Origin of the sequence: Neptunicella sp., assembly GCF_048268085.1 — a bacterium.
Lineage (GTDB): Bacteria > Pseudomonadota > Gammaproteobacteria > Enterobacterales > Alteromonadaceae > Neptunicella.
In genome coordinates, this window is record NZ_JBLWWF010000001.1 from 1 (window position 1) to 14,776 (window position 14,776).

Below are 14,776 nucleotides of genomic sequence, written 5' to 3' on the forward strand. Positions count from 1 at the left end.
ACTGCCAGCACCGATGGCAAGTACCATCAAGTTAGGATCCACATCGGTGGATAACACTAAAGGGGCAACTATTCCCGCAGCGGTTAAACCAGCGACGGTGGCCGAGCCCAGGCAAATACGGATAATAGTCGCGATTAACCAGCCCAGTAGTAGAGGGTTTAGATCAATACTTTGCAGCGCATCACCAATGTCATTACTGACACCGCTGGTGACAAACACCTGTTTTAACGCGCCCGCCCCGGCAATAATCAATAAAATGACTGCAATGTCTTTAATCGCATCGGAGTAACTATCCATAATGTGGCTGATTTTCATGCCTTGTGATGTACCCAAAGTGTAAGTGGCAATACCCAATGCCAAAATCATTACTACCATCGGATTGCCAATAAAACTGACTAGAGCCGATGAATTTTTATCATCGCCTGCTAAATAAGGAAGTGCCGTGGTAGCGGCAATTAACACGACAGGTAACAAGCTAGTAGCAAAGCTATTGAATGCGCTGGGTAACTGTTCGTCAGCGATCGCTTTGGGCTTAAAAGTAGCCAAAGGTTGGCTATCAATATTCTTTAGGGTTTTAGCGAAAATGGGACCCGCTAACGCCATGGTCGGGATAGCGACAATTAAACCGTAAATCAGGGTCAGGCCCAGATTGGCACCAAATTGCGGCACTAACGCAGTGGGCGATGGATGAGGAGGTAAAAAACCATGGGTGACAGACAGCGCTGCCAACAGCGGAATACCTAAATAAACCGCAGGTAATTTGGTTTGATAAACCACCGAGAAAACTAACGGAATCAGCAGCACAAAGCCCACATTGTAGAACAGTGGAATACCGACAATAAAGCCAGTCAACATTAATGCCCAGGTAATGTATTTATCACCGCAGAGTTTCATTAAGCTGCTACTGATTTGCTGGGCGGCACCGCTTTCGGACACCAGTTTGCCAAACATCGCCCCTAAGCAAATAATCACGGCAAGTGATCCAAGTAATCCACCGATACCTTTTTCCAGCGTAGCAGGAATAGACTGTAACGGGATACCTAATAAGATGGCGGCGACAATTGAGGTAATTAAAAAAGCTAAAAAGGGATGTAATTTAGCCCAGGTGATTAGTAATACCAGTAATAAGATTGCCACTGAAACAGAAATAATGGCCATATAAATCAAAACCTTGTGCAAGCAATAAATGACTGTAAACGATTACATTTATCCCTTGCGTCTGTCAATAACATTTTGTTAACAAGTTGTGCGGTTGGATATTAGTGTGATGAAGAAGGTGGATTGGGTAATGAATCAAGGGCGGGGTAGGTCAGAATAAAACGTGCGCCACCCAACGGTGAGGTTTCTACGGTACAGGTGCCACCGTGCCATTGCTGTATGCGGCGCACTATCGCAAGACCTAGACCTGCTCCCCCTCTAAGTCGATCACGGCTACTGTCGGGTCGAAAAAAGGGGTCAAAAATACGCTCACTCATTTGCTCATCAATCCCCGGTCCATCGTCATCGACATGAACAATGATGGTATTGTGCTGGCGTAATATGCGAATAACGATTTCTTGGTGGGCATAACGTAATGCGTTTTGCAGCAAGTTTTGTAATGAGCGCTGCACAAAATGAGCATCAGCCAACACAATATGATCATGCCCTTCAACATGCAGATGAATACTATGCTGGTAAGCCATTTTATTGACAATATCTTCGCTGATTTGCTTTAACGGAATTTCCGACATATCCATTTCCGGAGCGCTAGTTTCCATACTGGAATAATCGAGCATTTCTTGCACCAGTGATTCTAGTTCGTCAACGTCTTCACGCATGGCTTTCCAGGGTGAGGCACCGACTTGAGGTTTGAGTGCCAAGGCGAATTTCAGACGCGCTAATGGAGTACGGAATTCATGGGCAACCGCGCCGGTTAGTTCACGTTTGTTCAATAGTAACTGCTTTATTTTTAAACTTAATTGATTGAATGCGTCAGCGATGGGCTTTAGCGGTGAATGAGCGGACAATTCTACTTTACTCAGCGAGCCATCACCGTGCAGGGTCTGAGTGGCTGCTTTAAGCGCATTAAGGTCCCGCCATAATGGCCATACCCATAGTGCTAAAGGAATGCTTAGCAGAATAAAAAACAAACTGCTGTACAATAAATATGATGTTTGCGGCGGAGATTGTTGTTTAAAGGTTAACTCCAGCAATCGCCCATCCCGCATTTGCACGTAGAGTTGTTGGCGAGCAATATTGTCGTGCAGCAATACTGGCTTGCCATTGTTCAAGCGTTTGGCAATCGCATCCGGCCAGGCCATACTTTTGGGGTTTTTCCAACTCATTTGGATGTCAGCATTGGTGGCCAGTTTGCTAATATCGTGTTTGGGATAGAGCTCACGAAATACAATACCGATAGATTCTGCCGGAGGCGAAACCTGAGGGCTATCAGTATAAAACAGGTTGTCCATCGCCGCTGCGAGCAAAATCAGCGACAGGGCAATGACAATATATAAACTAAAAAATAATCTGGCCATAGGATGATTGCTCCAATGTCTCTGATCGATTAATCCCACGCATCAGGTACAAAAAAGAACCCCTTCCCCCATATAGTTTTAATTCGGTAGGGATTTTGCTGATTATCCGATAACTTCTTACGCAAGCGGGAAATGCGCACATCAGCAGAACGATCCAGCCCATCATAAGGACGTCCAATTAATTCATCATATATTTTATTACGATCCACTACCTGTGAGGCATTGTCTGCCAACATCCATAATAAATCGAACTCATGGCTGGTGAGCTGAATTAATTCATTGGCTAGGGTTACTTGTCGAGAAGCACTGTTGATCGATAATTTGCCGAACTGCATTTGTCGATGAGATTTCTCTGACATGGTGGCTTTGACTCGTCTAAGTAGCGCTTGGATCCTAGCCAGTAACACGCGAGGTTCTACGGGTTTGATAACATAATCATCAGCGCCTAATTCCAAACCCAGAACCTGATCAAAATTATCATCGCGGGCGGTCATAAACAAAAGTGGGCCGCTATAATTGGGCCGAATGTTGCGGCACAGTGAGAATCCATCCTGACCGGGCAACATCACATCAAGGATAATGATATCGGGAGGATTGTTTTTGATTGCTTGTTGCAAGCCGTTGCCGTCATAAAGGCAATTGACCTTGAAACCTTGCTCGGTTAAAAAGTCAGCCACCAGACTGCTAAGTCTTTTATCATCTTCGACTAGTAATATATTGGTCATCAAAAAATACTCCACGGACTGCGGATCCGTCGACGTCCCTGAGCAGATTGCAGTGTTTTAATTTTAAGAACGGTCGTGAATACAATATTGTTGTTACTATCCAGCAAGGCGAGCTGAGCTGTTTGACGAAAGTGAACTGTGGGATGCCATAACGGATTGATTGAATCCACACAATCGAGTTGTTTACCTGAAAGAGTCAAACAATACACACCTGCTGGCAAATGTTGCGTGACGATGGTTAACGACATATCACACAAATCCCCCGCATTTTCTACCACGCAGGTATCAGGCAATACTTGCCAATTGGGTTCTATTGCTTGGCTTTTTACACTTATTAGTAGTAAAAACAACCAGCCGAGTCCTTTCAACATGATCCCCTGTCAGAATTGATAGGCAGCTCCAATAAAGCCGCTAACCACGTTATTTCTTGCCACCAGTGGACTATCGGACATCGCGGATGGCAGATGTTGATAGCGTCCGCGAATAAGCCATGACCAGCGTTCTGAGATCGGTTTTCGTGCCAATAGTGTAATTGCAGGAAACCAGCCGCTACCAGCTTGATAAAGCTGTTCATCACTAACATTATCTTGTTGACTCAAGCCATAATAATAATTGAGTAGTTGATGGCTTTTCCAGGTTAACTGGGGTGATACTGATAGGGTCCATTGGTTAATTTGCCACGCATGTCGATAGCTGAGGTCGAGTTGCTGGCCATTATAAGTATTTGTGCCGTCAGTTAACACTGCTATCCGCCATTCCCCTGAAGGGGTAAACCAATGTGCTCGTACACCTAGATCTACAGCCCAGTCACGTTCACTTACCTGATTAACAGAAATGCGATTTTGAGGTTGTTGCGATGGCGAAAAAATGGCACTCAACTGGTTATTATTGAACAGTAGTAGGTTATTGGGATGCCAGAAACTGAAATAGGCTTTTTCGGTATTTATGGCAAGAAAAGTTTCAAAAGCATAGTGATTGCTTTGCACCCATTGATAGCCCAGTTCGCCATTATCGAAATAGGCTGATTCTCCATACCAGGCAATATCGGGTAATATCACCAGAGGAATATTATCGCCGTCATGCAGGGGATTAATGGTGACTCCTGCACCCAGAGCGACGCCTAATCGCCAGCTGTTTTGCTCAATACAATGCTGCTGCGATACCTCGCAGGCTGGAATGCTGATACTCGATAACAATAATCCGCTGCCTAAAATAGCAGCTACCCACTTGATTAAACGCAAAGCCAACTCCTAACAGTAATCCGGCGCAGCATAACAGAGGCTTGAGTGTGGCTCACTAGGCGATTACAAATATTCACAAATCGATGCATTGTGATGCGCTATTGGTTAGGGTCTGAAGTTGGCTGCTTTTGCCAGTAAATAATGCAGATAATCACCAATAAAAGGAGCGGAAGATTCAGCAATAATAAGGTATTCCACCCCGCAATCTGTATTACCCAACCTGCGGATAAAGACACTAGGGCCTGAACCGAAAAAATAGCAAAGTCGTTAATACCTTGGACTTTGAATTTTTCATTCTCTTGGTAACTCTTTGGTAATAGGCTGGTGGCGGCAACAAACATAAAATTCCAGCCAATCCCTAAAATCACCAGGCTAAACCAAAAGTGGCTATAGGATTGATTAATAAAGCCAATCACAATACATGAGGTTAACGCCAATAAACCTATTTGCAATAAGCGTATCGCTCCGAGTTTTTTGACTAAAATACCGGTGATTAATGAGGGTAAATACATAGCGACAATATGACTCTGAATCACCCATTTAGTTTGTTCCATACTAAAATGATGGTGAACATGCATGCTGATCGGCGTAGCGGTCATGATAAAACTCATCACGGCAAAACCCACAGTGGCACTACATAACGCCAATATGAAAACCGGTTGGCGCATAATCTGACGTAAAGCCCTGGGCTGTCCGGTTAGGTTTATTTGGGCAGATTCGGTCGGGGTGATAAACAGTAATATAATTAACGCTATGATTAAGTTGCCTACCAGTAACACAAAAGATCCGACAAACTCAGTAGCAAATAGATCTTTACCCGCTAATCCTAGTTCCGGGCCAATAAAAGCCGCCGCCAATCCTGCCAGTAATAGTATTGATACTGCCTGTCCCGCTTTGTCTGGAGCGACTGATTCCATGGCCGCAAAGCGAAATTGTTGTACTGCTGCCAGCGGAATACCGAACAGTAGAATACTGAAACAGAATAGCCAAAAATGTTGGACTGAAACCGCATAAGCGCAAAAAAGCGTGTTGATAACCCCGATACTGATGGTTAACAGAAAGCCTTTTTTACGGCCCGTTAAACTGAATAACCTGACAATGGGTAAGGTACATGTAGCAATGCCAATTACCATAAAGGCAACAGGCATTGTTGCCAATGTGGCTGACGGTGCCAGTTGCATGCCAATAAAACCACCCACAAACACCACCAATGGCCCAATCGAACCGATAAAAGCTTGTGCCAGCATCAGTAACCATACATTTGAGTGGAGTTTCATTGGTTTTTTTGGCTCTTGAACAATCGACTATGGCATTAGTAATAATGTCGCGGTGCCTAAAAATGCGAATATGCCGACCACGTCAGTGATCGTGGTTAAAATGACACTGCCCGCCAAGGCCGGATCGATATTCATCCGCTGCATGATCACTGGTAATGTCGCGCCCGCTAAACCTGCGGCTATCATATTGACCAACATGGCAAACGCAATAATGGCACCTAGCATCACGTCTTGTTTCCATAATGCCACCACGGAGGCAATTAAAACCGCCCAAATCAAACCATTTAACGCACCAATCGCAAGTTCTTTATAAATTAACGAGCGTGAGTTACCGGGACTGACGTGACCTAACGCCATACCACGAATAACTAGCGTAAGGGTCTGATTACCAGCCACCCCTCCCATGCTGGGAACAATGGTATTTAAAATGGCGAGAACAGCTAACTGGCTTAGGGTTGCTTCAAATAAATCACTGACCGCTGCGGCCATTAAGGCAGTAAATAAATTGACACCCAACCAGATAGAGCGGCGGCGGGTACTTTTCATGATGGGCGCATAAGTATCGGCCTCATCATCCAAACCTGCCATACTCATCATTGAGTGTTCTGCTTCTTCGCGGATAATATCAACAACGTCATCGATGGTAATCCGGCCAAGGAGATGATTTTCAGCGTCTACTACCGGTGCAGATAACCAGTTGTAACGTTCAAACAGTTTAGCCACTTCCCGCTCGGGCATATCGACCGGAATGCCTTCTGAATTTTTGGTCATCAATTCTTTGACCGTCATATCGGTACGAGCGGTTAGCAACTTGGTAACCGGGACATAACCCGTTAATTTGTCATGCCGATTAACCACGAAAAATGTATCGGTATCTTCTGGCACATCACCTTTAAGACGCAAATAACGCAATATCACGTCGATAGTGACATCGGGACGCAGAGTGATGGTATCGGTATTCATTACAAAACCGGCGGTTTCTTCACCGTAGGCCAAGGCTTTTTCAGCCCTTAGCCTGTCCTGATGATCCATTGAATTAAGTACTTCCTGGACCGTTTCATCAGGTAAACTGCGTAACAATTCCACCAGATTATCGGTGTCCATGTCCTCGACCGCGTCGGCGACTTTTTCTGGCACCATGCTGCGCACAATACCATTACGGACATCTTCAGATAGTTCTTCGAGTACATCCCCATGAAATTCTGCGTCGAGTAATTGCCATAGCTCGGTTCGAATTCTGGAGGTGGTAGATTCCAGCAATAATGCGACATCACAGGCAGGCATGTTATGCAGCATCTTCCGAACTTGCACATACATACCATTATTCAGAGCATCGCTGATGATCTGAAGCTGGCTGTTACTGTATTGCTGTTCGGTATTGTCAGGCATAAAGCTAATGGCTCACTGCAACTTATTGATTTTATTTTGCTAGTTTAGAGGAAGCCGCATCAGAGATCAGCAGAATTTTTAGTCGATTTAAGCTTTACCGGGATTTTTATGCCGGGTAAGAAAGGGAGTCGTGGTTAATTGTCAATGGCCAGCCAAAAACCGACAACTATCATTAAACTGCCGGCAATACGATGTAACCATTTAATATTATCTCCCCGAGAAAGGAATAATCGTAAGCTTTTACCTCCAGTGGCGTAAATCGTCATGCAGATCAGTTCACTGAGCATGATAATACTCACCAGCACCATCAGTTGTGGTGCCACTTCACGTTCAATATCGATAAACGGGGGCAGTAATGACAGCATAAATGCCCAGCCTTTAGGATTGGCAATAGCAGTGACCAAGCCTTGTGAAAACAACGCATGGCGGCTTACGTCATAATCGGTTGGCTGGTTAAGTGATATGCTGGTGTTGGCGCGCCACATCTTTATACCGATATAACCCAAATAAGCGCCGCCCAGCCATTTTAATCCTGTGAAAAGTTCGGGGGAGTTAAGCATAATGCTGGCCACACCGAGTACCGCGGCAATCGCGACGATCGCAACGCCAATCACTTCTCCTATCATCATCCACAATGTACGACGGACGCCAATACTCATGCCCAGCGTCATGGCTAATGTCATACACATGCCGGGAGTAATGGAAACAAAAAAGAAGGTCGGAATGAACGCGGCGAGTAGGGTTAAATCTGGCATTAAAAGTACATCAGAAGAAAAATGAGGAGCACGTAAGCAGTTTATTCTGCTTCGTTAAATTTTTTGGCAATGAGTTCTTCCACAGCATCCATTGCCGCCGCTGCATCGACCCCTTCACTGATTACGGTGATTTCTTTGCCTTGATGGCTTTCCAGCATCATCAACCCTAATACACTATTGGCTGACGCACTTTTATCTTGTTGCTGGATGGTCACTTGCGCATCAAATTGATTGGCAAGTTTAGCTAATTGAGTGGCCGCGCGGGCATGTAATCCTAATTTATTCTGGATCACCAGAGATTTTTCAATTCGGTTCATTTACAGCATTACCTAATCAAGGAGTGCGATTGAGTTCACGATGACGGATTTGTACATCTGGGTGAGTATTACGGATGTTATTACACAAAGCTTCTGCCACATACACTGAACGGTGTTGGCCACCGGTACAACCAATTGCAATTGTTACGTAACTGCGGTTGTTCCGCTCTAAGTGGGGAAGCCAGGTGGTAATCAAATTTTGTATTTGCCAGATGAATTTAGTCACAATAGGTTGTGCACCAAGAAAATTCTGTACGGCGCTGTCTAATCCGGTCAGGTGTTTCAAATCCGGTTCCCAGTGAGGATTGGGCAAAAAACGTGAGTCGAATACATAATCAGCGTCTTTGGAAATGCCATGTTTAAATCCGAATGACTCAAATACAATGACTAAACGAGAGCTTTTTTTACCCAATATCCTTTCACGGACCAATTCAGCTAGCTGATGCACGGACAGTTCGCCGGTATCCAGATACAAATCAGCACGTTCAATGATGGGAGCCAACAGTTTAGTTTCTGCCATGATGGCTTCACTAAGGGATTTATTATGTCGGGATAAGGGATGTAAACGACGAGTTTCGCTAAAGCGTTTAATTAATACATCGTCACTGGCATCCAGATAGACAATATTCATATCCCAGCTATCGGGCAGATAATTGAGAATTTCGACTAATTCATCGGGATCTTTGGGTAGGTTACGCACATCAATACTGACTGCGACCTGATCATATTCATCCACCACGGTGTGAGTCAGGGTGGGGAGTAAGTTAACCGGCAGATTATCAACACAGTAATAGCCGAGATCTTCCAATACCCTTAACGCAATAGATTTTCCCGAGCCTGAACGTCCGCTGATAATCATCAGCTTCATATTATCGCCTCATAAAGTTCATGATTGCTTTCGGCCTGACGTATTTGTTTGAGAATATCTTTATCGCTTAATTTACCGGCGATGGTAGCCAACGTTTGTAAATGTCCTTGAGCTTGATCCGCGGGTACCAGTAGAGCAAAGAATATATCCACCGGTTTGTTATCAATTGCATCAAAGCTAATTGGTGTTTGGCAAGTAACTAAAATTCCCAGTACTTTATCCAGTTCAGCCAGTCGCCCATGGGGCAGGGCAATGCCATTACCAATACCGGTACTGCCCATTTTCTCTCGGGATAACAGACTTTCGAGTATTTGATCCGAACTCAATTGCGGCAATGCTTGGTGAGCAATATTGCTGATGGTTTCCAAAATACGTTTTTTACTGGAATCTTCGGCTGCACAAACTGTGCAGCCGGGAGTGAGTATATTTTTAATTTCCATTAATTATTACTGCTTTTACTGAGTCATTTAATATGGATTAATGCCGACTGACTTTTTCCTTATGCTTAATCACCTGTCGATCAAGCTTGTCAATTAAATTGTCTATTGCTGCATACATATCATTACGCTCTGAGGTAGCAAAGACTTCAGCACCATGTAGATGTAACGTCGCTTCGGCTTTTTGATTGAGCTTTTCGACGTTAAGTATTACATGGACGTTATTGATATGATCGAAATGTCTTTCCAGTTTGGTAAATTTATTATCTACGTAATCACGTAGTGAGTCTGTAATTTCGACATGGTGGCCAGTCAGGTTGATTTGCATATCGCGACTTCCTTAAATTTGACGTTCAAGCTGCTCCGTTAAAGCAGACTTTTACGTTGGTTAGACGGTGGAATCATTAATGATTCGCGGTATTTTGCAATGGTTCGCCGAGCAACCATAATACCTTGATCGGCCAACAATTGCGCAATCTTACTATCACTCAGAGGTTTACTTTGTGTTTCTGCCGCAACCAGCTTTTTAATTAATGCCCGTATTGCAGTGGACGAACACTCACCGCCATTTTCAGTGGCGACATGGCTGGAGAAGAAATACTTCAGTTCATAAATCCCTCTGGGGGTATGCATATATTTCTGTGTGGTGACACGGGAAATGGTTGATTCATGCATATCCACCATTTCTGCGACATCATTTAACACCATTGGTTTCATCGCTTCAGGACCATATTCAAAAAATCCCTGTTGCTGCTGCACAATACAGTTGGACACTTTGAGCAGAGTTTCGTTGCGACTTTGCAGACTTTTAATAAACCACTTGGCTTCTTGCATGTGTGAGCGAATAAACTGACTGTCGCTGGTATTTTTGACACTGCGACTCATGGCCGCATATTGCTGATTGATATTGAGTTTGGGAAGACTATCGGGATTCAGTTCGACAACCCAGCGGCCATTCTTTTTCATCACCGATACGTCCGGTATCACATATTCTGGCTCAGTGGTAATTAAGGCATTGCCGGGACGTGGATTAAGGGTCTGAATTAATCGTATGGTTTCCCGCAGTTGTTCTTCATTTAGGCGCGCCTTGCGCATCAGAGTGCGATAATCCTTACTGGCCAGTAAATCCATGTATTGGGTAATTAGCAGTTTGGCTTCTTCTAGCCAGGGGGTGTCAGCGGCAAACTGGTTAAGCTGTACCATCAAACATTCGGCCGGTGTTCGTGATCCAACACCAACAGGATCGAACATTTGCACCCGTTTTAATACGCAATTCACTTCGTCAATGTCGACTTCTTCATTATCGAGACTATTCAGAATATCTTCAGTAGACACGGTGAGATAACCGGATTCATCAATAGAATCAATAATGGCAGTGGCAATCGCGATATCTGTTTCACTGAAGTGGGTCAGGCGCATTTGCCATAATAAATGTTCTTGAATGTTGTCGGTGGTTTCACCCTGATAAATTTGTTCATCATCACCACCGCTAATGGGAGCGGCTGGCGCCGAGGATGCACTGTAATATTCATCCCAGGTTGAATCGATAGGTAATTCGTCGGGTAATTCATTTTTCTCTAGAGCATCACCAGACTCAATACTGTCACTGGCTTCATAGTCATTATCTGAATCTTTGTTTTCGTTTTCGGGGAAGTCCTGATTATCTTCTGCTTCCAATAGTGGATTGGCATCCAAGGCTTCCTGAATTTCCTGCTGAAGATCGATGGTCGACAATTGCAACAGCCGGATGGCTTGCTGCAACTGCGGTGTCATGGTCAGTTGTTGGCTAAATTTTAATTGTAATGAGGGCTTCATTTACGTCTTGTCGTGTCCCGTTAATTCAAAAACCAGCTAAGGCTGTTACATTGCTAATGGTTGATGTTTTGTTTGCTAACTATAGCTTGAATTGCTCGCCCAGGTATACATCCCTTACTTGTTGATTACTTAGCACCTGTTCGGCATTGCCTTGGGCAATTAATTCTCCATGACTAACGATATAGGCGGTTTCGCACACATCAAGGGTCTCACGAACATTGTGATCGGTGATTAACACGCCAATCCCCCGGTCTTTGAGGTGATTGATAATTTTCTTTATATCGGTCACAGAAATAGGATCGACGCCCGCAAAGGGTTCGTCAAGCAAAATAAATTCCGGATCGGCAGATAATGCGCGGGCAATTTCTACCCGTCGCCGTTCGCCACCCGACAAACTCATACCAAGACTATTACGAATATGATTAATGTTGAACTCATCCAACAGGGCGTCTGCATGCTCTTCGCGCTCAGCCTTACTCAGATCTTTACGAGTTTCTAGAATCGCCATCAAGTTCTGCCATACCGTCAATTTACGAAAAATCGATGACTCTTGCGGTAAATATCCAATACCTTTGCGGGCACGAACATGCATAGGTTGCAAAGTCAGCTCCTGATCATCAATAAAAATTTGACCTTTATCGATAGGAACCAAGCCGACAATCATATAGAAGGTGGTCGTTTTACCTGCCCCATTTGGCCCTAATAATCCAACAATTTGGCCAGTAGAGACTTGTAAACTCACATCGGTTACCACCTGACGGGATTTGTAGGATTTGGCTAAATGGGTGGCTTTAAGGGTTGCCATCTTATTTTTCCTGTGTGCCGGGTTGATAGATAGTGATCGTGCGTCCATCGTCATCGTTACTGCCGTTGGCACTAAATTGTTCATTTTCCATATCGAACTCAATAAATTCGGCCTTAACCATACTGTTTTGTAAGTGCAGTTCGGCATTGGTGGTAAGCGTTAATACCCGTTCGCCCAGGGTATATTTGATTTCGTTGGCTAAGGCTTTAATCATACTGCCATCATCAGACTTTTGCTGATAGCTGGCGGGATTGCCACGAGCAATAAAAATTTCACTGCCAGGACCATCTTTGGCTATCACATCCACCTCATCGGCATCAATCACCAAACTGCCTTGGGTAATATGTACATTACCACGGTAGAATCCGGATTTTTCGATGCCGTCTGCTTTGTTATTTTCAGATAATATTTCCAGTGGCTGCTTGAAATCAGCCTTATCAGCAAAAGCATGTAGGGGAACCAGCAGTAATGCCAGATAACCCGCTTTAATGGCTAAGGTTGGGTGAAAAAGTCGATTTAGCATGATTAAGTAGCTCAAAAGTTCGTTTATTTAAATTAGCGGTAAAACCAGTGCCTTGAACGACAAAGTTCTTGCCACTAATGGTTACCAACTGATCGGAAGAGAGGGTGTTGTTATTCAGGTCAATTTCAATGAAATCGGTTTTCATGGTTTGAATAAACCCTTCTTTATCGGTGCTTTGTAATACCACATTATCTTCTAAATGCAGTCGATTATCATCGTATAATGTACCTTCCACCGCGCTGACGTGCCAAGGACGCTCCTGTGCCGTGGTAAATATGGTGTATTGAGGTTGCTCAAATAAAGTAAAGCCAAGTAACTGGTAATGTTCCATATGCTCTGCATAAACCTGATGGTGAATTTCACCTTGTTTATCATACAACGTACTTTGCATTTTATTGGCTTGGTAATTGGGGCGCCAGGCTTCTTCGGTTTTATCTGTTGTTTGGGTAGGTGAATCGGTTAGCCAGTCTTCAAAATTAAGCACTAATACCAGTAAAAACAGTAAACATATACTGATCGACACTTTGCTCATGTGCTGCTTCCATGAATGTGATTTAGTTTTTTGTGTGCATGTAAAATTAAATCACAGACTTCGCGTACTGCGCCAAATCCACCGCGCAAGCTGGTAATATAGTCAGCTTGTTGACGAACGTATGGGTGACCATCCGCTACTGAAATGCGTATCCCTGCTTCATCAAACATGCCTAAATCTGGCATATCATCACCCATTGCTGCAATATGGTTGCTGTCCAATTTAAGCTTGTTTGCCAATGTTTGTAACGCGGGGCCTTTGTTTTCTTCACCCTGAATGATGTGCGTCACACCTAAACTGGTCATGCGTTGGGTAACAATATTGGATGAACGTCCAGTAATGACCGCAACTTGAATACCTAATTTTTGAATCGCTTTAACGCCATAGCCATCACGGGTATGAAAGGCTTTTAGTTCTTCACCATCATTACCTAAATAAATGCGCCCATCAGAAAATATGCCATCGACATCGCAAGCCAATAGTTTGATGCGGGCTAATTTAGTGATAAGTCGTGAGTCTATTTCACCGTAAAGCGTTGTGATTAGGGACATAGGTTAGTTACCATCCGATCAGTATTATCTGATAAAGCACAAACAATGCCAGTAACATGCCGCCCTGCCAACGATTAATTCGACGTTGTCCGCGAAAATTAAAGCTGAACAGGACGAGCAATAAAGTCAGTCCCAGCATGGCGTAGCTATCACGCCCCGCCGCGTTAGCATCAATAATTCCCGGCGCAATTAAGCCCGGCATGGCCAATACAGCAAGAATATTAAATATATTTGATCCGATAATATTGCCCAGTGCCATGTCATCTTCGCCTTTACGCATGCTTGCAACACTGGCGGCTAATTCCGGTAGGCTGGTGCCGATGGCGATAATAGTTAGGCCGATAACCAAATCACTCATCCCAAAAAATTTGGCAATATTGACTGCTGAACCGACCATGTATTGAGCGCTAAGAGGCAGCAGAATCATTCCGACAACCAACCAGAAAAGTGCTTTTGGGGTGTCAACATTCAAATCTAATTCTTGGCTGATTTCTTGTTCTAGTTTGTCTTTTTTATCGGCATGCATGGATAGCCAACAAACGGCAAAAATAGCGGCGAAGAAACCAACTAGTAAAATTATCCCTTCCGTGCGAGTCAGTTTTTGATCCGCCAGAAAATAGATGCCAAGCAACGTTGCTGCAACGAGCATCGGCATCTCTCTTTTTAAGGTACTGGAGGCGACTAGCATGGGTTTAAATAATGCGGTCACGCCTAACACCAGTGCGATATTAGTAATATTGGATCCGATAGCATTACCTACCGCCGTATCCGGGTTACCACTGAATGATGCGGTAAACGAGACCATAATTTCAGGCGCCGAAGATCCCATCGCAACAATTGTGAGACCAATAATCATCGGCGAAATACCCAAATTACCGGCTAAAGCTGATGCACCATAGACAAAACGATCAGCACTCCAGCTCAATACTGTCAGCCCAATCATAAAAATCACAACATCAACAATCATCTATTTACTTCTACAGGTTAATTTGCCGCGAATTGTCGCAAAAACACAGCGCTTTGCC

18 protein-coding genes are annotated in these 14,776 nt (G+C 44.1%); all 18 read right to left on the reverse strand.

The window, feature by feature from the left end; all coding sequences use genetic code 11:
- Positions 1-1,158, reverse strand: a 1,158-nt coding sequence (locus ACTD55_RS00005) for a gluconate:H+ symporter (RefSeq protein WP_438862240.1), incomplete at its 3' end; no start/stop codon positions are given.
- A 101-nt stretch (positions 1,159-1,259) separates the two neighbouring features.
- Complete coding sequence (locus ACTD55_RS00010) at positions 1,260-2,516, reverse strand: ATP-binding protein (protein ID WP_438862241.1); 1,257 nt, start codon at positions 2,514-2,516, stop codon at positions 1,260-1,262.
- Between the two features lie 29 nt (positions 2,517-2,545).
- The gene (locus tag ACTD55_RS00015) at positions 2,546-3,241 is read right to left on the reverse strand and encodes a response regulator (protein WP_438862242.1); all 696 of its coding nucleotides are present in this window, start codon (positions 3,239-3,241) and stop codon (positions 2,546-2,548) included.
- Entirely contained in the window at positions 3,241-3,612 is a 372-nt protein-coding gene (locus ACTD55_RS00020) for a DUF3019 domain-containing protein (protein ID WP_438862243.1), read from the reverse strand. Before ACTD55_RS00020 ends, ACTD55_RS00015 begins: the two co-directional genes overlap by 1 nt.
- A 9-nt stretch (positions 3,613-3,621) precedes the next feature.
- Complete coding sequence (locus ACTD55_RS00025; protein ID WP_438862244.1) at positions 3,622-4,482, reverse strand: MipA/OmpV family protein; 861 nt, start codon at positions 4,480-4,482, stop codon at positions 3,622-3,624.
- Positions 4,483-4,580: 98 nt separating this feature from the next.
- Complete coding sequence (locus ACTD55_RS00030) at positions 4,581-5,759, reverse strand: MFS transporter (protein WP_438862245.1); 1,179 nt, start codon at positions 5,757-5,759, stop codon at positions 4,581-4,583.
- Between the two features lie 27 nt (positions 5,760-5,786).
- Entirely contained in the window at positions 5,787-7,148 is a 1,362-nt protein-coding gene (gene mgtE, locus ACTD55_RS00035; RefSeq protein WP_438862246.1) for a magnesium transporter, read from the reverse strand.
- Positions 7,149-7,282: 134 nt separating this feature from the next.
- The gene (locus tag ACTD55_RS00040; RefSeq protein ID WP_438862247.1) at positions 7,283-7,903 is read right to left on the reverse strand and encodes a LysE family translocator; all 621 of its coding nucleotides are present in this window, start codon (positions 7,901-7,903) and stop codon (positions 7,283-7,285) included.
- Between the two features lie 41 nt (positions 7,904-7,944).
- Positions 7,945-8,220: an HPr family phosphocarrier protein gene (locus ACTD55_RS00045; protein WP_438862248.1), complete on the reverse strand. Its 276-nt coding sequence runs from the start codon at positions 8,218-8,220 to the stop codon at positions 7,945-7,947.
- Between the two features lie 16 nt (positions 8,221-8,236).
- Positions 8,237-9,088, reverse strand: a complete 852-nt coding sequence (rapZ, locus tag ACTD55_RS00050; RefSeq protein WP_438862249.1) for an RNase adapter RapZ — start codon at positions 9,086-9,088, stop codon at positions 8,237-8,239.
- Positions 9,085-9,528 carry a PTS IIA-like nitrogen regulatory protein PtsN gene (gene ptsN / locus ACTD55_RS00055; protein WP_438862250.1) on the reverse strand — a complete coding sequence of 148 codons (444 nt, stop codon included), beginning with the start codon at positions 9,526-9,528 and terminating at the stop codon, positions 9,085-9,087. Before ptsN ends, rapZ begins: the two co-directional genes overlap by 4 nt.
- Positions 9,529-9,565: 37 nt before the next feature.
- Positions 9,566-9,853, reverse strand: coding sequence for a ribosome hibernation promoting factor (gene hpf, locus ACTD55_RS00060; RefSeq protein WP_438862251.1), 288 nt, complete (start codon positions 9,851-9,853; stop codon positions 9,566-9,568).
- Between the two features lie 38 nt (positions 9,854-9,891).
- Positions 9,892-11,340: an RNA polymerase factor sigma-54 gene (locus ACTD55_RS00065; RefSeq protein ID WP_438862252.1), complete on the reverse strand. Its 1,449-nt coding sequence runs from the start codon at positions 11,338-11,340 to the stop codon at positions 9,892-9,894.
- Between the two features lie 79 nt (positions 11,341-11,419).
- On the reverse strand, positions 11,420-12,145 hold the full coding sequence (gene lptB, locus ACTD55_RS00070; RefSeq protein ID WP_438862253.1) for an LPS export ABC transporter ATP-binding protein: 726 nt from the start codon (positions 12,143-12,145) through the stop codon (positions 11,420-11,422).
- Position 12,146: 1 nt separating this feature from the next.
- Positions 12,147-12,668 carry a lipopolysaccharide transport periplasmic protein LptA gene (lptA, locus tag ACTD55_RS00075; RefSeq protein WP_438862254.1) on the reverse strand — a complete coding sequence of 174 codons (522 nt, stop codon included), beginning with the start codon at positions 12,666-12,668 and terminating at the stop codon, positions 12,147-12,149.
- A complete protein-coding gene (gene lptC / locus ACTD55_RS00080) occupies positions 12,631-13,200 on the reverse strand; it encodes an LPS export ABC transporter periplasmic protein LptC (RefSeq protein ID WP_438862255.1) in 570 nt (189 codons plus the stop codon). Before lptC ends, lptA begins: the two co-directional genes overlap by 38 nt.
- Positions 13,197-13,751 carry a 3-deoxy-manno-octulosonate-8-phosphatase KdsC gene (gene kdsC / locus ACTD55_RS00085; protein ID WP_438862256.1) on the reverse strand — a complete coding sequence of 185 codons (555 nt, stop codon included), beginning with the start codon at positions 13,749-13,751 and terminating at the stop codon, positions 13,197-13,199. The genes lptC and kdsC overlap by 4 nt, the downstream gene beginning before the upstream one ends.
- Positions 13,752-13,758: 7 nt before the next feature.
- Positions 13,759-14,718 carry a calcium/sodium antiporter gene (locus ACTD55_RS00090; RefSeq protein ID WP_438862257.1) on the reverse strand — a complete coding sequence of 320 codons (960 nt, stop codon included), beginning with the start codon at positions 14,716-14,718 and terminating at the stop codon, positions 13,759-13,761.
- Positions 14,719-14,776 lie beyond the last annotated feature (58 nt).